General features: G+C 67.8%; 19 protein-coding genes. 13 read left to right on the forward strand and 6 right to left on the reverse strand.

The annotated features are described in order from the left end of the window. Positions 1 to 53 precede the first annotated feature (53 nt). A complete protein-coding gene (locus tag ACY34I_RS24820) occupies positions 54 to 929 on the reverse strand; it encodes a cytochrome P450 family protein (RefSeq protein WP_462757433.1) in 876 nt (291 codons plus the stop codon). A 242-nt stretch (positions 930 to 1,171) separates the two neighbouring features. Here ACY34I_RS24820 and ACY34I_RS24825 point away from each other — a divergent pair, with 242 nt between their 5' ends. Then, a complete protein-coding gene (locus ACY34I_RS24825; protein ID WP_462757434.1) occupies positions 1,172 to 1,567 on the forward strand; it encodes a hypothetical protein in 396 nt (131 codons plus the stop codon). Positions 1,568 to 1,574: 7 nt separating this feature from the next. On the opposite strand, the gene ACY34I_RS24830 is transcribed toward ACY34I_RS24825, so the two are convergent. Then, positions 1,575 to 1,793: a DUF397 domain-containing protein gene (locus ACY34I_RS24830; RefSeq protein WP_148797350.1), complete on the reverse strand. Its 219-nt coding sequence runs from the start codon at positions 1,791 to 1,793 to the stop codon at positions 1,575 to 1,577. Positions 1,794 to 1,859: 66 nt separating this feature from the next. Between ACY34I_RS24830 and pepN the strand changes: the two genes are divergently transcribed. Then, the gene (gene pepN / locus ACY34I_RS24835; protein ID WP_462757435.1) at positions 1,860 to 4,376 is read left to right on the forward strand and encodes an aminopeptidase N; all 2,517 of its coding nucleotides are present in this window, start codon (positions 1,860 to 1,862) and stop codon (positions 4,374 to 4,376) included. Positions 4,377 to 4,445: 69 nt separating this feature from the next. Here pepN and ACY34I_RS24840 read toward each other — a convergent pair whose 3' ends face one another. Together ACY34I_RS24840 and ACY34I_RS24845 are read right to left on the reverse strand one after the other, a co-directional pair. Further along, the gene (locus ACY34I_RS24840) at positions 4,446 to 5,642 is read right to left on the reverse strand and encodes an FAD-dependent oxidoreductase (protein WP_462757436.1); all 1,197 of its coding nucleotides are present in this window, start codon (positions 5,640 to 5,642) and stop codon (positions 4,446 to 4,448) included. A 213-nt stretch (positions 5,643 to 5,855) separates the two neighbouring features. Further along, positions 5,856 to 6,503 carry a PadR family transcriptional regulator gene (locus ACY34I_RS24845; RefSeq protein WP_462757437.1) on the reverse strand — a complete coding sequence of 216 codons (648 nt, stop codon included), beginning with the start codon at positions 6,501 to 6,503 and terminating at the stop codon, positions 5,856 to 5,858. A gap of 150 nt (positions 6,504 to 6,653) precedes the next feature. Between ACY34I_RS24845 and nadD the strand changes: the two genes are divergently transcribed. From nadD to ACY34I_RS24875, 6 genes are all read left to right on the forward strand, one after another. After that, a complete protein-coding gene (gene nadD / locus ACY34I_RS24850) occupies positions 6,654 to 7,250 on the forward strand; it encodes a nicotinate-nucleotide adenylyltransferase (protein WP_073838284.1) in 597 nt (198 codons plus the stop codon). A 109-nt stretch (positions 7,251 to 7,359) separates the two neighbouring features. Next, entirely contained in the window at positions 7,360 to 7,764 is a 405-nt protein-coding gene (gene rsfS, locus ACY34I_RS24855; RefSeq protein ID WP_073838283.1) for a ribosome silencing factor, read from the forward strand. Further along, positions 7,761 to 8,390 (forward strand): histidine phosphatase family protein, encoded by a 630-nt coding sequence (locus ACY34I_RS24860; RefSeq protein ID WP_462757438.1) that lies wholly within the window; start codon positions 7,761 to 7,763, stop codon positions 8,388 to 8,390. Before rsfS ends, ACY34I_RS24860 begins: the two co-directional genes overlap by 4 nt. A gap of 48 nt (positions 8,391 to 8,438) precedes the next feature. Next, complete coding sequence (locus ACY34I_RS24865) at positions 8,439 to 9,290, forward strand: DegV family protein (RefSeq protein WP_462757439.1); 852 nt, start codon at positions 8,439 to 8,441, stop codon at positions 9,288 to 9,290. Between the two features lie 112 nt (positions 9,291 to 9,402). Continuing rightward, the gene (locus ACY34I_RS24870) at positions 9,403 to 10,179 is read left to right on the forward strand and encodes an SDR family NAD(P)-dependent oxidoreductase (protein ID WP_462757440.1); all 777 of its coding nucleotides are present in this window, start codon (positions 9,403 to 9,405) and stop codon (positions 10,177 to 10,179) included. A gap of 5 nt (positions 10,180 to 10,184) precedes the next feature. Then, positions 10,185 to 10,931, forward strand: a complete 747-nt coding sequence (locus tag ACY34I_RS24875; protein WP_462757441.1) for an alpha/beta fold hydrolase — start codon at positions 10,185 to 10,187, stop codon at positions 10,929 to 10,931. A 182-nt stretch (positions 10,932 to 11,113) separates the two neighbouring features. On the opposite strand, the gene ACY34I_RS24880 is transcribed toward ACY34I_RS24875, so the two are convergent. Beyond that, positions 11,114 to 11,425 carry a DUF4190 domain-containing protein gene (locus ACY34I_RS24880; protein WP_462757442.1) on the reverse strand — a complete coding sequence of 104 codons (312 nt, stop codon included), beginning with the start codon at positions 11,423 to 11,425 and terminating at the stop codon, positions 11,114 to 11,116. An 856-nt stretch (positions 11,426 to 12,281) separates the two neighbouring features. Between ACY34I_RS24880 and ACY34I_RS24885 the strand changes: the two genes are divergently transcribed. From ACY34I_RS24885 to ACY34I_RS24905, 5 genes are all read left to right on the forward strand, one after another. Then, positions 12,282 to 12,452 carry a hypothetical protein gene (locus tag ACY34I_RS24885; RefSeq protein WP_462757443.1) on the forward strand — a complete coding sequence of 57 codons (171 nt, stop codon included), beginning with the start codon at positions 12,282 to 12,284 and terminating at the stop codon, positions 12,450 to 12,452. Positions 12,453 to 12,803: 351 nt separating this feature from the next. Then, the gene (locus ACY34I_RS24890; protein WP_462757444.1) at positions 12,804 to 16,004 is read left to right on the forward strand and encodes a helicase-related protein; all 3,201 of its coding nucleotides are present in this window, start codon (positions 12,804 to 12,806) and stop codon (positions 16,002 to 16,004) included. Continuing rightward, positions 16,001 to 18,760 (forward strand): hypothetical protein, encoded by a 2,760-nt coding sequence (locus tag ACY34I_RS24895; protein ID WP_462757445.1) that lies wholly within the window; start codon positions 16,001 to 16,003, stop codon positions 18,758 to 18,760. The genes ACY34I_RS24890 and ACY34I_RS24895 overlap by 4 nt, the downstream gene beginning before the upstream one ends. A 46-nt stretch (positions 18,761 to 18,806) precedes the next feature. Next, positions 18,807 to 21,833 carry a DUF499 domain-containing protein gene (locus ACY34I_RS24900; RefSeq protein WP_462757446.1) on the forward strand — a complete coding sequence of 1,009 codons (3,027 nt, stop codon included), beginning with the start codon at positions 18,807 to 18,809 and terminating at the stop codon, positions 21,831 to 21,833. A gap of 252 nt (positions 21,834 to 22,085) precedes the next feature. Next, positions 22,086 to 22,514 (forward strand): hypothetical protein, encoded by a 429-nt coding sequence (locus ACY34I_RS24905; protein ID WP_462757447.1) that lies wholly within the window; start codon positions 22,086 to 22,088, stop codon positions 22,512 to 22,514. A gap of 274 nt (positions 22,515 to 22,788) precedes the next feature. Here ACY34I_RS24905 and ACY34I_RS24910 read toward each other — a convergent pair whose 3' ends face one another. Then, positions 22,789 to 23,406 (reverse strand): hypothetical protein, encoded by a 618-nt coding sequence (locus tag ACY34I_RS24910; protein WP_462757448.1) that lies wholly within the window; start codon positions 23,404 to 23,406, stop codon positions 22,789 to 22,791. Positions 23,407 to 23,529 lie beyond the last annotated feature (123 nt).

Genomic DNA, 23,529 nt, shown 5'->3' on the forward strand with positions numbered 1-23,529 from the left:
GGCGGATAAGACCGGGACCGTCCCACCGCAAGGCGGGACATGCCGATCAGTCGCTAGAGCGCACTGACAGGTAACGGTAGTAGCGGCGTACCTCCTGCACGAAGTTCTCGGTGGCCGCGTCGTCGCCGCGGACCCCGTTCGCGCCACTGCGGATGGTCGTGCAGGGCCAGCGCGGCGAACATCACGAAGCGCCCGACCGCGACGGCGGGGCGGAGGATGTTGAGCAACTCCACCGCGGCGATCCGGCGGGGCAGCGGGCGCCCCTGCTCGTCCTGGTGCTGGGCGACCACCCGCAGGGCGCTGCCCTCCGGCGCGGGCAGGGCCCCCGTGCGGGCCCGCTCGATCAGGTCGCCGGTCCACAGCTCGGCGCGGCGCCGGGCGAGCAGGCCGCGCCAGTGCCGGGGCCCAACCGCGACCGGGGCGTCGATCATGGCGTGCAGGTCGGCGGTGCGGCGCGCCTCGTCGGAGCCGGTCAGCGGCACTCCCGACCAGGCACAGACCGCCCGGGTCAGGAGCCGGCCGACTTCGTCGAAGAGCATCACCGGGCCGGCTCCCGACCAGCCCGGGATCCGGGCCCGCCACTCGTCGTCGAAGAGCTGCCCGAGGTGGCGGATCGCGGCGGCCGTCATGATCGACATGAGCATCGCCTTGCGCGCCCGGTGCGCCGGACCGTCGAGCCCCTGGACGGCGCCGACCCCGGTGAGGGTGAGCTGCCCCCGCAGCGGCATGGCCCCCCGGCGGACGAACCGGTCGTTGTCGTAGAAGAGCTCCGCGGCCGGGCGGCCCCGCAGGCAGATGGTCGGCTCGAGCAGCAGCCGGGTCTCGAAGATGTCCGTGCCGTACCGGTCGCAGCGGTCCCCGACGAACCGGTAGCCCTCGCGGAGGAAGGCCAGGGTGCTGTCCGGGCTGCGGTCGGTGGGGATGGTCATCTGCTGCTCCTGCGGCGCTCGGCGATGGTGCCTTCTACCCGGGGTCGGGGCGGTGAATCCGCCCGTTCGGGCGTTCTGCCGAGGCACCTGCGGCCGGCCGGGGGAGGGGCCAGCGAGGAGCAGCCGGGCTGGCCCCTCCCAGGGAGCGGAAAAGCTGGTTCGCTCCGTGCGGGACCGGCAGTGGGCCGGTCGTGGATCCGTCGGGCACGACCGGCGGCGGTCAACGGCGACGGGGAGGGCGCATGCGGGACAACAGGGCGTTGCACTGGCGGCAGCGGCGGGCGGTGACCGGGCTGAGCGCGCGCCGCGGCGACCGCGCGGAGCCGCTGATCGCGCCTCCCCGGCGGTCCGGGGCCCGGCCGCCCCGGTTCTTCACCGTGCATCTCGGCTTCGAGGCGGCCGATCCGGCCGTCGCCCGGGAGTTGGCCGTCGCGTACGCCGAGGCGCTGGGACTGCTCCGCCCGGAGCTGGCGCTCGGCGCGGCGGCGCTCTCCCCGGCTGACGCCTGGCACCGCGCCGAGCGGCTGTTCTGTGGGGCGCTCGGACCCGACGGCGAGCGCTGCGCGGACGTGGCCGGTCATTCCGGCTTCCACCACGCGCCCGGCCCGGGCGGTCTGGGCTGGGGCGACGGTGACTGACCGCCGCTCAGTCCAGGTCGAACTCGCCGTCCTGGGCACCCGCGACGAAGGCGTCCCACTCGGCCTGGGTGAAGACCAGCACCGGCCCGTCCGGCTCGGCGGAGTTGCGCATCCCGATCAGTTCGTCGACGAAGGCCACCTCGACCGCGCCGTCGGAGCTGTCTCCCTCGGCCCGCTGCCAGACCGCCCGGGAGAGGTCGAAGTCGCCCTTGGGGTGCTGACCCATTGTGTTCCTCCATCGCCACGCGTCACCGGGGACTCCGTTCGGATCCCCATCGGGCAGGATAAGCGGATGCCGAGCCTGACCCGTGTAGAGGCGACCGCGCGTGCCGCGTTGATTACCGTCGAGTCCTACCAGGTGGACCTCGACCTCACCGGTGCCGGCGAGCGGTTCCGCTCGACCGTCACGATCCGCTTCCGGGCGACCCCCGGGGCCGAGACCTTCGCCGAGGTCAAACCCGTGGCACTCCTCGGCGTACGCCTCAACGACCGGGATCTCGACCCGGCCCTCCTCGGCGACAACCGGCTGCCGTTGACCGGGCTGGCCGCGGACAACACGCTGACGGTCAGCGCCGAGATGGCGTACTCGAACACCGGCGAGGGCATGCACCGGTTCGTCGACCCGGCCGACGGCGAGACCTACCTCTACGCGATGTCCTTCCTCGACGACGTGCAGCGCATCTTCGCCGCGTTCGACCAGCCCGACCTGAAGGCGCCGGTGACCCTCTCGGTCACCGCCCCGCCGGAGTGGACCGTGGCCGCCAACGGGCAGCTCGCCGACCGGCCGGCACCCGGGCGCTGGGAGTTCGCCCCCACCGAGCCCCTGGCCACCTACTTCTTCACGCTGATCGCCGGCCCCTGGCACGTCCGGCACGACGAGCACGACGGCATCCCGCTCGGCCTCTACTGCCGGCGGTCGCTGGCCGCCCACCTGGACGCCGACGCCGACGAGATCTTCACCGTCACGAAGCAGTGCTTCGACCGGTTCCACCGGCTCTTCGCCGAGCGCTACCCGTTCGGCAAGTACGACCAGGCGTTCATGCCCGAGTTCAACGCCGGCGCGATGGAGAACCCGGGTCTGGTCACCCTCCGGGACGACTACGTCTTTCGCTCCGCGGTCACCGACAGCCAGCGGGAGCTGCGGGCCACCACCATCGCGCACGAGATGGCGCACATGTGGTTCGGTGACCTGGTCACCATGCGCTGGTGGGACGACCTCTGGCTGAACGAGTCCTTCGCCGAATACCTGGGCACCCGGGTCACCGCCGAGGCCACCCGGTTCGACCAGGCGTGGACCACGTTCGCGATGCGCCGCAAGGCGTGGGGCTATGCGGCCGACCAGCGCCCCTCCACCCACCCGGTGGCCCCGGACGAGGTGGCCGACGCCGCCCAGGCCCTGCTCAACTTCGACGGCATCTCGTACGCCAAGGGCGCCAGCGTGCTGCGCCAGCTGGTCGCCTGGGTCGGCGACGACGCCTTCCTCGCCGGCCTGAACGCGCACTTCGCCAAGCACCGGTTCGGCAACGCCACCCTTACCGACCTGTTGGAGAGCCTCAGCACCGCCAGCGGGCGGGACCTGGCCGACTGGGCCGCGCGCTGGCTGCGCCGCCCGCAGGTGAACACGCTGCGGATGGTGACCGCGGTGGACGCCGCCGGGCGGTGGACCGACGCGGCGGTGGTGCAGACCGCGCCGGAGGCGTACCCGGTGCTGCGCCCGCACCGCATCGGCGTGGCCCGGTACGCGCCGGACGCCCCGGTGCACCGCTTCGAGGTGGACCTGGACCCGGACGCCGACCAGGGCCGCACCGGGCTGAGCGAGCTGATCGGGCAGCCGGCCACCGGGCTGCTGCTGCCCAACGCCGGTGACCTCACCTTCGCCAAGATCCGGCTCGACCCCGCCTCCGCGGACGCGGTGCCGATGCTGCTCCCCGGGCTGGACGACCCGCTGGCCCGGGCGCTGCTCTGGGGCGAGGCCCTGGACGCCGCCACCGACGGTGAGCGTCCGGTGGCCTCGGTGGTCTCGCTCATCGCGGCGGCGCTGCCGGCCGAGACCGAGGTGATCATCGCCGAGGACGTGCTCACGCTCAGCCGCAACCTGGTCGACCGCTACCTGGAGCCGCTGGCCCGGGACGCGGCCCTGCTCCGGATCGCCGAGGCGTGCGCCGCGTTGCTGGCCGGCGCTCCGGCCGGAGGGTCGCTGCAGCTCGCCGCGGCCCGCGGCCTGATCGGCGCCACCGCCGACGCCGGGCTGCTCGCCCGCTGGCTGGCCGGCGACGGCGTACCGGAGGGGCTGGCCGTGGACGCGGACCTGCGCTGGGCGCTGCTGCGCCGGCTGGTGGTGCTCGGTGCGGCCGGCGAGCCGGAGATCGCCGCCGAGGCGGCCGCCGACCGCAGCGCCACCGGCGCCGAGCGGGCCGCGAGCTGCCGGGCCGCGCTGCCCGACGCCGATGCCAAGCGGGCCGCTTGGGAGATCATCACCAGCAACACCGAGCTCTCCAACCGCCTCGTCGAGGCGACCGCTGAGGGCTTCTGGCAGCCGGAGCAGGCCGAGCTGACCGCCGGGTACGTCGAGCGGTACTTCGCCGAGATGCCGGCTGCGGCGCGGCTGCGTACCCCCTGGACGGCCGACCGGGTCGCGTCCGTGGCCTTCCCCCGTTACGCCGTGGCGCAGGCCACCCGGGACCTGGCCGCGGCGCTGCTTGCCCGCGACGATCTCACGCCGGGCCTGCGCCGGCGGGTCGTCGACCTTGACGACGACCTGCGCCGCGCGCTGGTGGCCCGCACCGCGGTGGCCGCCGGCGCGGCCTGACCCGTCCCGCCCGGCCCCACATCGGGTCGGCTGAGCGTGCACCCGATGTGCGCCACCCACGGTGCGGGTTCAGCGTGCGGCCGGAGCCGGCGTCACGGGGGCGTCCCAGTCGATGACGTGCCGCTGCTCGGGGCCGAGCGTCTTCTCCGGGTTCATCGCGATCCGGATCAGCAGCGGCATCAGCACCGGCATCAGCGCCCGGGCCACCGGGCCGGGGGCCTTCGTGCGATTGACCTTCGCCGCTCGCGCGGCGATCCCTTCCACCCGATCGCGCCGCAGGTGCTCGTAGGCGGTGAACGCGGACGGGAGGTCGGGCAGGTCGCGCAGGCAGCGAGCGAGCTGCACGGCGCTCTCGATGGCCAGCGAGGCGCCCTGGCCGGAGCTGTTCGACGGCGCGTGCGCCGCGTCGCCGACCAGCACCATCCGCCCGCGGTGCCAGTGCCGGACCGGCGGCATGATGTGCAGCGAGCCGACCACCTGCAGCTCGTCCTCGCGGCTGGTGCGCAGGAGGTCGGCACCCGGATCGTCGTCGGCGTATGCGGCCCGCAGCGTCCGCAGCCAGTCGGCCGCCGGCACCGCCTGCGCCTCGGTGAGGCTCATCGGCCGCTCCTGGGGCAGGTTGACGCCCCACCGGGTGCCGCCGCCCGGCTCCGGCCAGTAGAGGTAGTAGCCACCCCGGCCGAAGGCGAAGGTCATGGTGCCCGGTTCCGCCTCGACCTCGTGCCGGGCCACCGCCTCGAAGCCGAGCAGCCCGGTGAACTTCGGTCCGGCGGCGTCCGGGTCGATCAGGGTGCGCACCGTCGACCGGATGCCGTCGGCGCCGATGAGGACGTCCGCGGTGGCCCAGCTGCCGTCGGCGAATTCGGCGGTGATCCCGTCGCCCGTCTCCCGCACGCCGGCCAGGCGCTTGCCGTGCTCGACCACCACCCCCTCGGCGCGGGCACGGTCGTGCAGCACGCGGTGCAGCTCGTTGCGGTGCACCACCCGCAACGGCGGCAGGCCCGCCAGGCCGGGCAGGTCGATGCGCTTGCGGCCCACCGCCATCACCGTCCGGCTGATCGGGGTGGCGATCGCGGTGACCGCCCGGTCCGCGTCGACGGTGCGCAGCGCCGCGACGCCGTTGGGCGCGAGCGCGAGTGTGCCGCCGATGCCGTCGGTGGTGCTCCGGTACGCCTCGTACACGGTGGCGGTGATGCCCGCCCGGTGCAGCGCCAACGCGGTGACCGGTCCGGCGACGCCGCCGCCGATCACGATCGCTGTCTTCACTCTGCTCACGGTTCCCTCCCAGGGATCGTCGGTTGTCGTGCGGACGAACCGACCTGGAGGGGAGTCCGGCTATCCTCGTGGTTGCCGCTTCGGGCCGGACGCCTCCGGGTGTCGGTTCGAGGTAGGGCCTGCGTCATGTCGCTCGGGCGAGCCTCATGACACCGGCCCTGAGGGCCCCGGCCTGGTGTTGGCGCACCGTGCCGGGGCCGCCCATCACGGTGCGGAGTCGCTCCTCTCCTCGGGCGCGCCCGGCTCCGCCGGGAGCGCGCCGGTTTCGTGGAAGGCCCGCCATTCGTCCAGGCCGGGGTAGCTGCCCGAGGTGAGCTCGGCCAGCAGGGCGCGGATCCAGGCCACCTCCGCCTCGCGGAGGGCCACGTCGTACTCCGACTCGACGAGGAACAGCCGCGGCAGGGTGCGCAGGTGCTCCACGAGCGTGGCGCGTTCGGCTCCGAGCTCCTCCTCCAGCAGCGCCAGCCGTCGGCGCAGGAGGGCCGTCGCCTCGTCGGGGTGCAGCGCGGCGAGCACCGACAGGCCGGCCCGGAACCGGGACTGCTCGGCGACCGGGGTCGAGACCAGCTCGCGGGTCCAGTCGACCAGCTCCGTCCGACCGGAGTCGGTGATGCGGTAGACGGTGCGTTCGGGGCGCCGCCCTGCGCGGACGCTCTCCACCGCCGCGATCAGGCCGTGCCGTTCCATGTTGCGGACGACGGTGTAGAAGGACCCCCACTTGATGCTCATGTCCTGGTCCTTGCCCCAGCCGCGGAGGGTGGTGGCGATCTCGTACGGGTGCATCGGCCGCTGGACGAGGGCGGACAGCACGGCCAGGGCCAGCAGGTTGCCGACCTTCCGCCGTCCCGACATGTCGTCCTCCACGGATGCTCGCTGACGATTACTCGTAGACGAGTATATGACCGACCGGACGATCGGGGAAGTCCGTACGGAACTCTGCCGGGGGCCGGTGCCGGCAAGGGCCGAGGCTGCCGGCGCCGGGCACCGGCCTACGATCGCGTGGTGGAGGAAGACATCCGGCGGATCGGGATCATGGGCGGCACCTTCGACCCGATCCACCACGGTCACCTGGTGGCGGCCAGCGAGGTGGCGGACCGGTTCGGCCTGGACGAGGTCGTCTTCGTCCCCACCGGCCAGCCCTGGCAGAAGGCCGACGAGGTGGTCAGTTCCGCCGAGGACCGCTACCTCATGACGGTGATCGCCACCGCCTCCAACCCCCGGTTCCAGGTGAGCCGGGTCGACATCGACCGCGGCGGCCCGACGTACACCGTCGACACCCTGCGCGACCTGCACGCCGAGTACGGCCCGAAGGTCCAGCTCTTCTTCATCACCGGCGCGGACGCGCTGGAGCGCATCCTGTCCTGGAAGGAAGTGGACCGGATGTTCGAGCTGGCCCACTTCATCGGGGTGACCCGCCCCGGGTTCGAACTCTCCGACAAGCACCTCCCGGCCGACACCGTCAGCCTGGTGCAGGTCCCGGCGATGGCCATCTCCTCGACCGACTGCCGCGCCCGGGTGGCCCGGGGTGAGCCGGTCTGGTACCTGGTGCCGGACGGTGTGGTGCAGTACATCGCCAAGCGGCGCCTTTATCAGCGGTGATTCCCCCCGAATGTGAGCGTTTGTCCGGGTAATCGGCCAGAACTGACAAGTCGGCGCGCGACCTGGTGTGAGAGGCTTGGAGGGTCGCACGGTTGATCGAAGGAGAACGGTGACAGTTTCCGAACGCGCTCACGAGCTGGCGATGGCCGCCGCCCAGGCCGCGGCCGACAAGAAGGCGCAGGACATCGTCATCATCGATGTGGGCGACCAGCTCGCCATCACCGACGCGTTCCTGCTGGCCGCCGCTCCGAACGAGCGCCAGGTGCTCGCCATCGTCGACGCCATCGAGGAGCGCCTGCTGGAGCTGCCGGAGAAGGCCAAGCCGGTCCGGCGCGAGGGCGAGCGGGGCGGCCGCTGGGTGCTGCTCGACTACGTCGACATCGTGGTGCACGTGCAGCACACCGAGGAGCGCGAGTTCTACGCCCTCGACCGGCTCTGGAAGGACTGCCCGCAGATCCCGTTCGTGGACCGGGACCTGGCCGACTCCACCGCCGGCACCGCCAGCGCGGAATGACCCGCCTGATCATCTGGCGGCACGGCAACACCGACTGGAACGCCACCAGCCGGGTCCAGGGGCAGACCGACGTCCCGCTCAACGACCTCGGTCGTGAGCAGGCTCGCGCCGCCGCGCCCGTGCTGGCCGCGCTGCGCCCCGACGCCATCGTCTCCAGCGACCTGCGCCGGGCCGCCGACACGGCCGCCGCCCTCGCCGCGCTGACCGGGCTGCCGGTACGCGCCGACGCCCGGCTCCGCGAGCGCCACTTCGGCCAGTGGCAGGGCCTCGCCCTCGCCGAGGTCGCCGCGCGCTTCCCCGACGAGTACGCGCGCTGGCGCGCCGGCGACCCCGACCCCGGCGCCGGCATCGAGCACCTCGACGACCTGGGCAAGCGCCTCGGCACCGCCATGCAGGACGCGGCCGACCTGGCCACCGGCGGCACAGTCGTGGTGACCACGCACGGCGGCGGCGCCCGGCAGGGCGTCGGCCACCTGCTCGGCTGGGACCACGCCGTCCTACGCGCCGTCGGTTCGCTGGCCAACTGCCACTGGACCGAGCTGCGCCACGACGACGTCCGGGGCTGGCACCTGCGCGCGCACAACGTCGGGCTCATCACGCAGCCGGCGCTGACCGACGCGGTCTGAGCCATCCGGCCCGGGCGCGCCGGGCCGACATCGGCTAGCGTGCCGGTCATGCCCGTCGCGGTCGTCACCGACTCCACCGCCTACCTCCCGCCCGACCTGGTACGCGCGCACCGGCTCACCGTGGTCCCGCTGACCGTCGTGCTCAACGGCGCCGAAGGGCGGGAAGGGGTCGAGACGTTCCCGGACGACGCCACCCGGGCGCTGAGCGGGCGGCGGGTCACGGCCAGCACCTCCCGGCCCGCTCCGGAGCAGTTCGCGCAGGTCTACCGGGAGCTGTTCGCCGCCGGCGCCGACGGCGTGCTCTCAGTGCACCTGTCGGCCGAACTCTCCGGCACGGTGGCGGCGGCCCGGCTGGCCGCCGCCGAGTTCGGCGACCGGGTCGCCGTGGTGGACAGCCGCTCGACCGGGATGGGGCTGGGCTTCCCGGCGCTCGCCGCCGCCGCGGCCGCCGCCGGGGGCGCGGACCTATCCGGGGTACGCCAGGCGGCCGTCGACGCCATCGCCCGGACCACCATCTTCTTCTACGTGGACACCCTGGAATTCCTGCGCCGGGGCGGCCGGATCAACGCGGCCGAGGCGCTCCTCGGCACCGCGCTGTCGGTGAAGCCGATCATGCACATGCCGGACGGCACGATCGTCGTCCGGGACAAGGTCCGCACCGCCAGCCGCGGCCTGGCCCGCCTGGTCGACCTGGCCGTCGAGGCGGCCGGCGACGCCGAGGTGGACCTGGCCGTGCACCACCTCGCCGCCCCGCAGCGCGCCGAGCAACTGGTCGAGGCGCTGACCGAGCGCCTCGGCGACCGCCTGCACGACACGTACGTCACCGAGGCCGGGGCGGTCGTGGCGGCGCACGCCGGGCCGGGCCTGGCCTGCGTGGTGGTCCACCGCCGCCCGGCGTGACCAGTCTTGCCGCCACTTCGGCGAGGGGACGGTATCCGGTGCGCCCGGACACCGCCGCATCGCCGATGTGCAGTGGCCTTCACGACAGCGGCGGCCACGTCTGCCCGGCAGAATGACGCTCGTGTCGTACGTGGTGACCGGCGGGGGCCGGGGCGTCGGGCGGGCCATCGTGGAACGGCTCGCCGCCGACGGCGGCACCGTGGTGGTCGTCGAGCGGGACGGCGAGGCGCTGCGCTGGCTGGCCGACCATCCCGCCGCCGCCCGGCTGCGCTCGGTGCTCGGCGACGCGGCCGACGAGGACGTCGCCGGGCGGGCCGCCGACCTGGCCGAGTCGGCCGCCCCGCTGGCCGGCTGGGTCAACAACGCCGCCGTGTTCCGGGACGCCTCCCTGCACACCGCGCCCGTGGCCGAGGTGTTCGACCTGATCGCCCAGAACCTGCGCCCCGCCGTGGTCGGCGCCGCCACCGCGGTACGCCGGTTCCTCGCCGCCGGCACCGGCGGCGCGATCGTCAACGTCTCCTCGCACCAGGCCGGTCGGGCGGTGCCGGGCGCCCTGCCGTACGCCACGGCGAAGGCCGCCGTCGAGGGGCTCACCCGCTCGCTCGCCGTCGAGTACGGCGTCCGGGGCGTCCGGACCAACACCGTCGCGCTCGGCTCGATCCACACCGAGCGGCACGCCGCCTTCCTGGACGGACGGGAACCGGCCGAGGCGGAGTGGATCACCGCAGAGCTGGCCCGGCTGCACCCGCTCGGCCGGATCGGGCGTACCGGGGAGGTGGCCGAGGTGGTGGCATTCCTGCTGTCGGAGCGGGCCGGCTTCGTCAACGGGGCGACTGTGCCGGTGGACGGCGGCCGGGCGGCCCTCGGCATCGACCCTGAGGCACGGTGAGAACCGTGGACCGACCACCGATCGTCTTCGTGCACGGCACCCGTTTCGCGCGGGGCCAGTGGCAGCCGCAACTGGCCGCTCTCGCCGCCGAGTTCCAGGTGGCCGCGGTCGACCTGCCTGGGCACGGCCGCCGGTCGGCCGAGCCGTGGGACCTGGAGCAGGCCGCGGACGTGGTGGCCGAGGCGATCCAGGACCTCGACGCCGGTCCCGCGCTGGTGGTGGGGCACTCGCTCGGCGGGTACGTGTCGCTGCACGCCGCCCGACGGCACCCGGACCTGCTGGCCGGGTTGGTGCTGATGGGCGCCAGCGTGGCCACCACGGGGCCGCTGACCGTGCCGTACCGGCTGGTGGCGGCGCTGGTCGCGCGGCTGCCGGCGGTCCGGCTCACCGCGTGGAACGACCGGCTGCTGCGCCGCCTGTACCCACCGGAGGTCGTCGGGGCCACCATCGCCGACGGCTACGCCTTCCACACCCTGCCGGTCGCCTGGCGGGACGTGATGGGCCGGTTCGACGCGACCAGTGTGGCTGCCGTGCGCGCCCCGGTGCTCATCCTCAACGGGGAACGGGACCGGCTGTTCCGCTCCGGGGAGCAGGAGTTCGCCCGGGCCCGCCCCGGCACCCGGATCGAGTTGGTCCCGGGCGCCGGGCACCTCGCCAACTTCGACGCCCCGTCGGTGGTCACCGATGCGGTACGCCGGTTCGCCCGCGAACTGTCGCCCTGTGCCCCGCCTGATAGCACGGTTCGGCCATGATCAGGCGCTCGTCCACAGGGGAGACCCCTGTCCACAGGCTGACCAACTTGATTAGGAATCGACCGTTTGATGTATGGCAGGGCCGATCGATGGACCTTGCCGTGGGACCCGTCCCAATGCGAAGACTGCGCCACACCATCGCAGCTGCTAGCGGGTCCGCTCGCCGTTACTTCCGCTCTAGCTCACGGAGTCCCTGCGCCGAGAACCATCGAGATCGAGAAGAAGATGGCGGGGATCAGCATGAGGTAGCCGAGGACCAGCCCGGTGATTGCCACCCCATGCCCGCTCTTGCCGCCCTTCGTAGTCTCGGGCAGGGCTAAGTGCCCGAGGGTGACCGCCACGAGGCTGAAGACCCCAAAGGTGCAGCAGGCGCCGACAACACCCAGCAGCGAGAAGACCAGGCTGAGGACCGCGAAGGTCGAGGTTTGTTTATCGGTCTTGACCGCAACGACCAGCTGCTGAGGCTGACCGTAGGGGACCGGGCTGACCGGCATCGCCGCGAACTGTTGGGTCGGCGGCGGCTGACCGAAGCCGGCGCAGCCTGGATGCGGGCATGTGGATACCGGGCCCCGCAGGTGGGTGCAGGAAGTTGCCCGTAGCCACCAAGGGTTGGTCCATAGCTCTCGCTAGCCGCATGGTTCTCTCTTCGCCGAGCCGAACATTCCCTACCAAAACGCCCCAGCGGGGCGAATGCCACGGCTCTCCTGCAAGATCTTTCGACACCCTTGGCATTGGCCAGGTATAGTGCGAGACGGCCGAGCGCGCCGTAATGGTGCCCGGCCCCTCGTGGAGCGCCCCGTAATGGGAGGGTGAAGAGCCCCCGCGAGGTTCGACTCCCTGGTTCCGGCACGGGGAGTTCCGAACCGATCGAAGCGATCGAGGCTAGGCGCCACCCAGCGGTGAAGACCCGCTGGCGCAACTGCACCACGACTGAGATCCCGACCCGCCGGAACCGCGGACTCAGCCGAACCAGTGTTGACAAACATTGGTTGGGCTGGGTCTTTTTTGTACCCCGCTCCAACCAGCGAGAGGGGTCGAGAACATGTTCACCAGCTTGGAAGCGATCACGTCGGCCGGATCGTTGGCTGTCCACGGCGGGGTGCTGCTATTAGGCCTCCTCGTCGTGGGCGAGATCGTTGTGGCGATGGTTGTCATCTCGAAGACGCCGCCCGACAAACTGGCCCCTGTCCTCCGTGCGCTGGCCGAGCTGTTTCGGTCTTGGCGGTTCCCATGGGGACGGTAAGCCCAAAGGGACTGCAGGTTTGCGGGTTCCGGGCTGCTCGGACTGTCGGGCCGTCTCGTGCGCCGACGGGTGTCCAAGGTCTTGCGTAGTCGCACGATCATGGCAGGGTGACATCAGAAGTCATCGCAGCGCTGGTCGCCTCCGGCTTGACGGCGTTCGCCTCCCTGGGCGTGGTCGCGGTGCAATCTTGGCTCGCTCGCATCCGAGAAGATCGCGCCGCGCTGCAACGGTCGTACGTTGTCCTCCTGGCGCTCGCTGCGCCGCACGCAGAAGGCTGAGGTGCTCAGGCGCCAGAAGCACTTTCGATCCGGGATGCGGGAGGCGAGCAACCTCCTATGGGGGTCCCAGAAGCCGCTCGACCTGATGGAACTTCACGATTGGCTGGCACGCCCCTCGCTGCTCGGCCGCAGAATGGTGACGCCTGGAAATTGATCATCACCCAGAAGGCCGATGGAGCTGCGGTTTTCCGCCATGGAGACTGAGGTCAACGGGGACCATCTTCAGCCGACTGCGAGGTGTGGCATCACCGCGCTCTTGGTTGAGCTGTCGCTCGGCTCGTATGGTGAGGTCACCACGAGCCGTAGCAGGATGTTCGTCCATCGTTAGGCTTTGTCCTCGATTGGAGAGCGGTGTTTGAGCAGGGGCAGCGCGTACGGGTGTGCGCGGAGGGAGCACCAGACTTCGCCACGGTCCGCCTCGCGATGCCGAGTTCAGACGGCGGCTGGGTTCTGATCCTGCTTGACGACCAGGCGAGGCTGCATGAGGTCTCGATACAGGCAGGCGACACGGAAAAGGTACGTGGCATCTTTTCGGACGGCGGGGCTGACTCTGCGCGTGTGCTAGCTGGGATGTGGACCCGTTGGATGGCCGCTGCGGCTACCAACGCCGAGTCGAGTGCGATCGCCTCGACCCAGCTGAGGCCTTACGCTCACCAGACGACAGCCGTCTACGGAGCGATGCTGCCGCAGCCGCTGCTGCGGTTCCTCCTCGCAGACGAGCCAGGTACCGGCAAGACGATCATGGCTGGTTTGTACCTCCGCGAGATGCAACGACTCGGACTGGTACGGCGCGCGATCATCGTCTGCCCGGCCAACCTGGCAACGAAGTGGGTCGCTGACTTCAGGCGGTTCCTCGGGGGCGGGCTGCGCCACCTGACGGCCAACACGGTCCGCGAGGACGCCGTGGGTGGCAACGACCTTTGGGTCGTCTCGCTTGAACTCGCCGCAGTCAACCCGGCGGTCCAGGACGCCATCCGTCCAGACAAGGCTGGCTGGGACTTGGTCGTGTTCGACGAGGCGCACCGCCTTACCCCGACGGCCAAGAGCTTCCACCAGGTCGGGCGGCTGCTCGCCAAGAACACCCCGCGTGCGTTGCTGATGACTGCGACACCCCATCGGGGCAAGGAGTGGCTGTTCCGGCACCTGCTGCACCTGGTCGATCCCGACATCTATCCCGACCCAGGTGACGATCCGAACGTTGCGCTGCCACCCCTGCGACCCGGTCCCATCCACTTCCTGCGCCGGATGAAGGAGGACCTGGTCGACTACGACGGCAAGACTCGGCTGTTCAAGGGCCGCACTGCGGCCAATTACCGGGTGCCGTTATCCAAGCTGGAGTTCGGCTACTACCAGGCCGCCCTAGACATGGTCGACCAGTACTTTCCTGCGACCGCACAGCCACTGGCGCGCATGGTGTACGGCAAGCGAGCTGCCTCCAGCCTCTGGGCCCTCGTAGAGACGCTGCGCCGGCGACACGCGCACATGGGCGAGATGAGCGGAGCGGAGGCAGCGCTTGAAGCTGATCGCGAGCATCAGGGCGACGAGAGCGAAACCGACGAGGCCAAAGTCGTGCATGCAGGCTCGACCGCCGCACGAGCAGAGCGCTCCGCGATCAAGACGCTAATCGACCAGATCGCAGCTACCGTGGCCGATCGCGGCTGGCAACCGTCCAAGTGGCGCCGGCTCATCGACGATTGCCTCGGTAAGCATGGCATCCACCCGGGCAACACCGAGCAGGCCGTCATCTTCACCGAGTACGCCGACTCGGCCGCCTGGATCACTCAACGCCTTTGCGACGCTGGCTACAGCGCCCGCATGTACTCTGGCCGGCAAAGTAACGCAGAACGGGATGAAGCCCGTCTCGCGTTCATGCGCGGCGAATTCCAGATCATCGTCACGACCGATGCCGGCAACGAGGGCATTGATCTCCAAGCCGCCCACGTTCTAGTCAACTACGACATCCCCTGGTCGCTCGTGCGCCTCGAACAGCGCATGGGCCGCATTCACAGGGTTGGTCAGATCCGTGACGTGTTCCTGTACAACCTCGTCGCCACCGATACTCGGGAAGGCGACACATTGCTGACCCTGCTGGACAACTTCGTCACGGCCGCCAACGAGCTGCGCGGCCAGATGTTCGACAGCCTGTCCGCCGTCGCGGAGATCACCGGCGTCGATTACGAGAAGTGGCTCAGCGACCTCTACGGCAACGATGATGTCAAGAAGCAGGCGGCGATCGACGCCGCCAAAGCAGTTCAGGCGCAGGACTTGGCTCGTATCGCTCGGAAGGTCAAGGACACAGAGCGACGGCTCGCCAGCCAAGTCGACGCCGTCGCCGCGCTCACCTTGCTTCAGCGTGACCTGTTCGCCCGTATCAACCCCGCTATCGTCGAGGCCTACCTCGACCGACTCGACGCCGCCCGCTTGCTCACCGCTCAGCCAACCGCGGCCGGTCCCGGCTTCCGGCGACTGGCCATGACCATCGGCACGCTTCCCGCAAGTCTCGGCGGTGGCGTAGAGGCGCATGTCGCCACCAGTGGTGACGCGGTCCGTGAGGCCACCAGCATCGACACCACCGGTCTGATCACTCTTGGCCCTGGAGAACCCGGCTTTACTGACCTCATCCGGCTCGCAGACCAGGAACTGGCGGAAGATGTCCATCGTTCGGGAGCAGCCGAGGATCCCACGAGCCTCACGCCGTACGACCTGTACGCGTTTGAGGCCACGCTCACCGAGTCCGACGGCAAACGTGCCAGCGTCTGGGCCACCCTCGTGAAGGTGGACGGTGCGGGCAGCTCCCGCGCTGTTCGATGGGAGACGCTTGCAAACCTCGTCCCCACACAACGCTCCGGCACGGCTCCTCACCCAGCGCGGCAGGCCGCTGCCGAGGCCGCTGCCGCAGCCCTCGCAGCCGAAACCGTTGAGGAGCACCGTAGAGTGCGCTCGGACTGGTTTGCCCAGGCCCGTAAGGACTTGACCAACCTGCCCATCGCACTCACGGATAGCATCGGCGATCGCGATCAGCGCATCGCGCTCCGCAATCAGCTACGGACTCAGACGGCCAATCGACTTGATCAACTGGAGAAGCTCGCCCAAGTGCAGCTCACCCAGCCCAAACTTGTCGGCCGACTCCGTGTCCTGCCGGCCGCGGCTCCAGAGACGGCCGCAGAGGCGAACTCCGAGTGGGTCGCCATGCGGCATGTGAGGAAGTGCCTTGAGGACGAAGACTGGAATGTAGACGACGTCCACAACGAAGGCCGCGGTTACGACCTAGAGGCGCGTCGCCATTCGCAGATTCGTCACATCGAGGTCAAGGGTGTTGCCGGCAGCGCTGCAAGCGATGGCATTCGGATGACTGGCAACGAGGTTTTGATCGCCACGCAACACCGAAAAGCATATTGGCTTTACGTCGTTGATCAGTGCGGAGACGGTAAGGGGCGGCTCTTCGGAACCTACGAGGACCCCGCCGCACTCTTTTCGAACGACATGTCCGGCAACGCCATTTTCCGGGTTCCGGGCGCCAGCCTAAAGAACGCCCCTGGGAGCCTTGCATGACCCGTATGATCGAGCGGTGGTTTCCAAGCACGGAAGTCAGTGCCAATAGCAATTCCGGTTGGGGAAGCGGAAACACGGAACGTAATCTCTTCACGTGGTTCGCTGGACGCCCCACATCGCAAGCAAAGGCCGCCGTTCTGTGTTCATTGCTTCCATGGCCTGATGATGAGAACAAGCAGCGCCAGCTGCAGGGACTTGTCCAGGAAGCCATGACGGGGCGTTTCGCCGCTTGGGTCGAGGTTCGAGAGGAGATCCTAAAGGCGAACCCTGCCGGCCCCACAGTACTCGACCCGTTCAGCGGTCGAGGAATGATTCCACTAGAGGCTGCCCGCCTTGGTCTGCCGTCCTTTGCGGTCGACTACAGCCATGTGGCTGTGCTGGCCTCCGAGTTGTTGACAGGCCACTGCTTCCGGGATTGGTCCGACGAGAAATCCCTGCCGTTCCGGGGCCCAGAGGCTCCTACCCTACCATCGACCCGGGCGCGCTTGCTAAAAGACGTCGAAGCGGTGTTGCATCAGGTCGGGATTCGCTTCACCGAAGCGATGGACGAGTTCTATCCGACATTGGAGGGAAAGCGGCCTTGGGCCTACCTTTGGGCGGTCTCCTTGCCATGTCAGGAGTGTGGCCGTCGTTACCCGTTATACGGTAACAACATCCTGCAAACTAGCTACTGGCGCGGTGGCCGACGGGGGCGGGAAAAGCGCTTCAACCCGGGGCAATCGTTCCGACTTCAGGTCGACAAACCCAGCGGCGCCTTCTGGGTGGAAGTCCACGATGGAAAGCCGCAGCAACCGCCGACGATGACCAGCGTCCCTGGGAGTGGCAAGTCGGCCGTCTGCCCGTTCTGCGGTCATGTCGCCCAGTTGTCCGTGTGCCGTCGCCTCACGAACGAGGGGATGGGCCGCGACGAGCTGCTGCTTGTTGCTGATCACGATGAGCTTCGAGGGAAAGCCTTCCGACTGCCGACAGCCGCTGACCGAGAAGCCGTTGTAGCTGCGGCTGAGGCACTCCGGGTGGAGGAAAGCTTCGGTCCCTTCCTGCCCGCCGTTCCGGACGAGGCAATCGCCCCCGGAAACAACAACATTATTGGTCCGTCAATTTATGGAGCCAGGACCTTCGGAGATCTTTGCAACAGCAGGCAAACTTTGTCGTTCGTCCGCTTATCTCGGACCCACGGCGAAGTTTACAAAGAACTTGTAGAGGCGGGCCTTTCCTCCCACTATGCGACGGCCCTATGCAGTTTCGCCGCCTCAGCGATGATGCGGAAGATAATGCGTTCCACGCGTGGCGCGCAGTTGCTTACGTATAAGGATGGTCGCCCTAGCGGCATCAACAACATCTGGAAGAACGAGACATCGCTGACTTTCTCTTACGACTACTTGGAAGTTGGGATCTCCTCAGGCGCGGGTAGTTGGAGCGAGGTCTCCGCTCGCACGCTAAAGACGCTTGAGGCTCTTCTCGATGGCTCGCCGCCTGGTCACCCAACCGAGGTGTCGCGAGGCTCGGCAACGTCGCTGCCGCTAAGGGACGCATCGGTGGCTGCTGTAGTCACTGATCCGCCCTACGACGAAATGATCCCCTACGCTGATGCGTCCGACATCTATTATGTCTGGCTTCGGCGCGCCCTTGCAGAGGCAAAGCCGGACTTGACCTTCTCTGCGGATCCGTCCCGTGCCCAGGAGAAAGCCGAAGAGATCATCGTGAAGCGATCGCGCGGCTTGGCTCGCCAAACTGAGTATGTTGAGCATCGCACTCAGGAGCACTATGACGAGAAGCTTGCCGAGGCCTTTCGTGAGATGCGCCGAGTGATTCGGGACGACGGCGTCGTGACGATCGTTTTCGGGCATGGCGAGCCGGAAGTGTGGCAGAGGTTGCTGGCCTCCATCACTCAGGCCGAACTTGTAATGACCGCATCGTGGCCAGCTAACACTGAGTCCGGGGGTCAGCAAGGCAAGGCGAACATTGAGACGACGCTGACGATGGCCTGCCGGCCTGCACCCGCCAATCGTCGAGCCGGCCGCAAGGGTGCGGTGGAGGCAGAGATCAAGGCTGAGATCAGGCAGCGCTACCCAGACTGGGAACGTTGGGGCTTGGCTCCTGCGGACATGCTGATGGCGGCTGCCGGTCCTGCCATGGAGGTCGTCGGGCGTTACAGCGAGGTTTTCAACGCCAAGGGCGAGGCTGTCGATATCTACACTTTCTTGCCTCTGGCCCGGGCAGCAGTGCAGGAAGCAATGGCTGTTGAGATCGACCATCTGCCCCTGGAAACATTCGATGCCCGGACTCGATTTGCGCTTTGGTGGGTTCGGCTGTTCGGCCGTCAGGTTCAAGCCAAGTCAGAGCTGCGCTGGCAAACGCTCGCGTCCTCGATGGACCTCGCAGATGTTCGCGACTTGGTGCCTGATGCGGATAAGGGGGTGCGGTTTGCGTCCGCACGGCAGCTGAAGCTGGCTGTGCACGCAGAGTCAGCCGTGATCGATGTTGCCTTCGCGTTAGCGGCCGCATCGGAAGACGGCCTCGCCGCTATGGGCGATGTCATGGCGGCCTCAGGACGAGGCGCAGGTGATACGTACCTCTGGGCCGCCGTCAAGTTCCTCGCCGATCGCCTCCCTGATTCTGATCCAGACGCGGTCGCATTTACCAGGGTTCTACGGGCACGAGACGGTATTGCACACGCTGCCGAAAACGCCCTTCTCCTCAAGGAGCAACGACAGCAGCGCCCAAGAAGCGAAAACGTCCAGATGACGCTGCTCTAGCGGAGCAGCATGCGGTGGCCGAACTAGTAGACCGGAGTGCACAGGGGTGGGTGACGTGGCGGGCGGTGTAACGCCGTGGTGGAAGGCGCTGAGGATTCGCAGGGAGATCATTAGCGCTTCTGGTCAGATTGACGACGTCCAGATGTCGCTCTTTCAGGCCGTGCACGGGCTCGGCGCCGACAAGCCACCCTACGCCGAGCCTGCGTACTACGGCGAGATTACTCACCCTACCGAGCGGCTGACCGATCTACTTACTGAGATAGCGGTTCGGATCGGCGGTGGTCCAGACTATCTGAGGGCCCGGGCTGTTACCCGCCTAGACCAAGGGATGGGCGGCGGTAAGTCGCACGCATGCATCGGCGCCTATCATCTTGCAGCTAACCCTGATGCATTGCTAAACACCGAACTAGGACAACGAGTCGGCAGGCAAGCGGCAGCAAAGGTAGGCCGCAGTCTTCCGATCGACCTCAACCGGCCGCATGTGGTTGTGCTGCCCTGCGACAACATGACGCCAGGTGCACCCGTCCAAGACCTTGACGGTCCGGCCGTCAACTTGTTTGAGCGCTTCCTATGGAGGCTGTTCTCTAAAGACTATTCGCTTTACGAGAGATATCAGCCCTACTGGAGCGATAAGAGTAAGATCGCTGAAGCCATCAGAGCAATCAACCGTCCACTCCTCATCATCGTCGACGAGGTGTTGGATTACATTGGCAACGGCCTCGATGGTACGAGGAAGCCGGAGCTGGTCGCGCAGGACGTAGCATTTCTCCGTGCGCTGCTAGACGTAGTCAACGACGTCCCGAACGTTGCGATGCTGGTCGTGATGATCGCGTCTGATCGAGACAAGACGGCGCTATCGCCTGCAGGTCAGGCGAGGCGAGACGACTTGAATAGCCTCCTAGAACGTAACGGCACACCGGCAACCGTAACTGAAGTGGGCGATTTTGCAGATATTCTTCGTCGCCGTCTATTCGATTCCCAACCTCCGGCGGAGGTGCTTGCGGCGACCGCGGCTCTTTATCGGCCCGTCCTAGAGGACAAGTCCTGGATCAAGGCTGTCTGGGCTCCGATCGGCGCAGACTGGCGGACCCGCTGGGACGAGGAAGTTGTCGCGTGCTATCCGTTCCACCCGATGCTGATGTCAATGGCCAAGGAGGAGTGGAGCAAGGTCACCGGGTTCCAGCGCGTTCGCTCGACGATCAGGATCTTCGCTGCAACCGTCTATGCCTTGCAGCAGCGGGGCCAACGAGAGGAGTGGGTGCCGCTCCTCATTGGTCCTGGCGACCTTCCGCTAAGCGATTCGGCTGTCCGGGAGGCCCTGCTTGGTTCCGGGCTCGTCGAAGACGAACGGACAGTGTCGAACTATCGCAGCTTGGCCGAGATAGAGGTCGTTAATAACGACGGCACGGCGGGCACAGCGCGTCGGCAGGACATCGAGCGCCAATCCCTGATGTGGTCGGATTCCAATCCACGAGCCGCTGAGCGGGCTGCGACCTTCATATTCCTCGCTAGCATCGTCGGGACCCTGCGGCCGGGACGCGGACGGGGAGCCAGCGCCCCCGAAGTCCGGGGAGCCATAAGCGTACCCAATGTGGCATACACGGTGACTGACGCAGACACCGTGGTCGAGGAGTTGGTCAACCCGGGCCGAGGTATGTCGGCGGTTGAAACGATATCTGGGCAAGGTCACAACAAACCCGCCCGCTACTTTCTGTCCACTCGGCTTACGCACCGTATGCTCGTAAACAACATTCGGCGTACTATTAGCGATAGTGAGCGCGACGAGGTCATTGCTGAGTTCGCTCAGCGGTTGACAAATAGCGGTCCTTTCCGCGATGTCAAGTTCGTTGTCGCAGAGCCTGACCGCAGCCCTACCGATGTCCTAGCCGCCGCCGGCTTGGACACCGCCTACGTGAACAGGCTGATTGTCCTCGACCCTGCGCAGTACAGCCTCCGCAACGGCATGGAGCAGCCGACGATCTCGGCACTCACTGTGGCTATGGGGCTAGGCAAGGGGGTCCAACAGTTGCCAGTTCAATGGTCCTCGAGCGCGGTCTATGCAGTGGTCAACACCCAGCGTCGGGCTCTCGCCCGCAACCTGGCCGTCGAGTTCCTCGCTCACCAACGGGCTCTCGCGGCGCCCGAGGTCCAAAATGATGTTGACCTCAAGGCTACCGGGACAAAGGAGCTCACTGGCGCTAGGGAGCAGCTAGAAAAGGCAATCAAGCGTGCCTACCAACACGTCGTTTATCTTGCGCAGCCGGACCCCGACGGCGAGCGCTACCTTGATCAGCTTACTTTTGATGACGAGCACAGCACCGCGCTGAACGGCGTAATTGTCTGGAAAGCGCTGGCCGAACGCGACAAGGTCTTCGACGAAGCTCAGTTCGGTGCCAAGGCGCTCCTGCACAACATGCGCGACGGTGACTACGGCAAGACGCTGTCGGACATCCGCGCTGCCTTCTACTCGGCGCCGCGACTGCCACTGCTGTATAGGGGGGACCGCGACCTGCAGCAGGCAATCTTCGACGCCGTGACTGCAGGACTCATCGACGTGGTTGATGGTGCGGGCAACGTCGTTGCAGTGACAGCGGCAAACCAGGTGAACCTTTCCAGCGCCGGCCTGCGCCTCGCCAAGCCCGAGCCAAGAGTGTGTCAGTCCTGCGGCGAGGCCGTTCACCAGGGCCGTTGCGAGGACAAGACGAACGTAAAGGCGGGCACCGGCGCTGGAGGCGGTGGGGGTACCGGTTCGACCGGCACGGGGCCCGGCTCGAAAACTTCCTCGGCCAACTGCCCCACCTGCGGGAAGCCAAGTCATGAAGGCAACTGCCAGACGGAGCCGTCAGCCACCGAGCAGCAGGCCTCCTTCTCCTTCACTCGCAGCCTGCTCGCAAGCCCGAGCGACGCGGATAGCTTGGCATCCCTGTTCAAGACCCTGTACATGGCACTCGACGAACGGAAGATCAGCTACCTGCAGGGGACACTTCAGTTCGTTCTCGATGCGGACGTGGCCGCCGACCTGCAGCAGCGGCTCCGGGAACTCGGTATCCATGGCACCGTGAAGGACATGTGAGCGATCGCTGAGGGGTACCGATGTCTCCAACCCCCTTCCCCATTGCAGAACTGACGAGCGGGCCCGCCGAGGATCGCCTCAACCTCGGCGAGGTCCGATCGCAGCAGCCCCGCGGCGAGCCCGAGACGGGACGCCTCCTCGATCAGGTTTCGCAGCCGCTTAGGCGGCTCTCGGCGACGGCCTGCGGGCTCAGCTCTATGTGAGGCGGACAGAGGATGGCAGGATAGGTCTACGCAAGTTGGGGGGAGGCCCATGGACCTGGATCACCTAAACAACCACCAGGTACATCAGGTCGCTCGGTTCTACGCGGCGGCGATGGCGGCGAGCCAGGGATACAAGGTGGCTATCGATGGCCCGCGGACTCGCCTCTCGGTCGATGGCCGCACCGTGCAGGTGCTGTCACGCAGGCAGCCCAACTCCCCATGGCAGACCAAGGCGGACCAGCCGACGGTGGAGGATGCAGAAGCCGTCATCTTCGTGGACCTCACTGAAGAGACGCCCGACTTCTATGTGGCGCCGGCGTCCTGGGTGCAGGATGACGTTCGAGGCCGCTATGCGGCGTGGCTGACCGGGCACAATGGCCAGCGTCCGCGGAACCCCGATAGCGATCACATGACGGTACCATTGCAGCGGATCCAGCAATGGCATCAACGGTGGGACGTCTTGAGTTCCAACAGTTGACGTCCAGAGACGAGGCTAGCCCTGTCCTGCGGCTGCGAGTGTGGCCGCGCGGTGTGGGGCGACGATCTCTTAGCGCCGAGGTTCGTACTCGCCTTCCAGCCAACGGATGAAGCGCGATGCGCGATCGACGTACGTGTCCACGGTCATGGCCCGTTTACCAGCCTGTTCAAGCTCAGCCTGGTAGCGGATCAACTCTTCCCGGAGTTCCTGCTCCGTCCAGCATCTCTGTGCCATGAGTCCACGCTAGTGGTGTTTCTACGGATCCCCGCAAGTACTACATCGGACCTTGTTTCGAAGAACTCGGCGATGGTCTGCCAAGCCAGTAGAGGGCTAGGTCAACCTCCCGGGCCGTGTGAGGACCGGCACCGTGCTCTGCCAGCTCAACGCGGCATTGTTCTACAAGCTCCATGTACCGTCGGTATCGACCTCGGCCGTTGCTGAATGACAGGCAGACCTTGTTCAGCCCTCGATGGGCCCGTTTGTCGTACACCGCCATCCGGTCGGGTGCGGCAGCTAGGATCAGTGCCGATGCGAGAGCATCGCCCTTCCTCATGCCATCCAGTGGAGAGAGAGCCGTCCTGGCGGCGGCTGCCGCTTCGGGTACAGATAGGTTCCTGTCGCGCGCTGCTTCGACGGCAACGGCGGTGATCGCCCGCACCGTCGCCTCGGGTGTCTTCAGCAACGGCTCGTTCCATGGCCCCAGCTGGATGCGCTTCCAGAAGTACAGCGCACCGATGTCGACCTTGCCGATGCTGCCGGTACGTGCAACACGCTCGATGACCTCATGTAGCGGTTCGTCGTAGCAGTCAGGGACCGTGGTGCGGTATCCGGCGAGCGCCTTGACGATCTCTTCGCAGCGTTGGGCTGGCGTCATCGGGCACGGCGGGTTCATGTCTGCTCCGCTGGGCTTGAGGGGACTGTCGCGGTAACGGTACGAGCTGCCTTCCTGCCCCGCCTCCTCTGTAGAGACAGATCTATTTCGAGTCCGCGGGCAAGCCTGGTTTCTGCGCTGGCC

The organism is Micromonospora sp. RTBAU3-60, assembly GCF_054963695.1.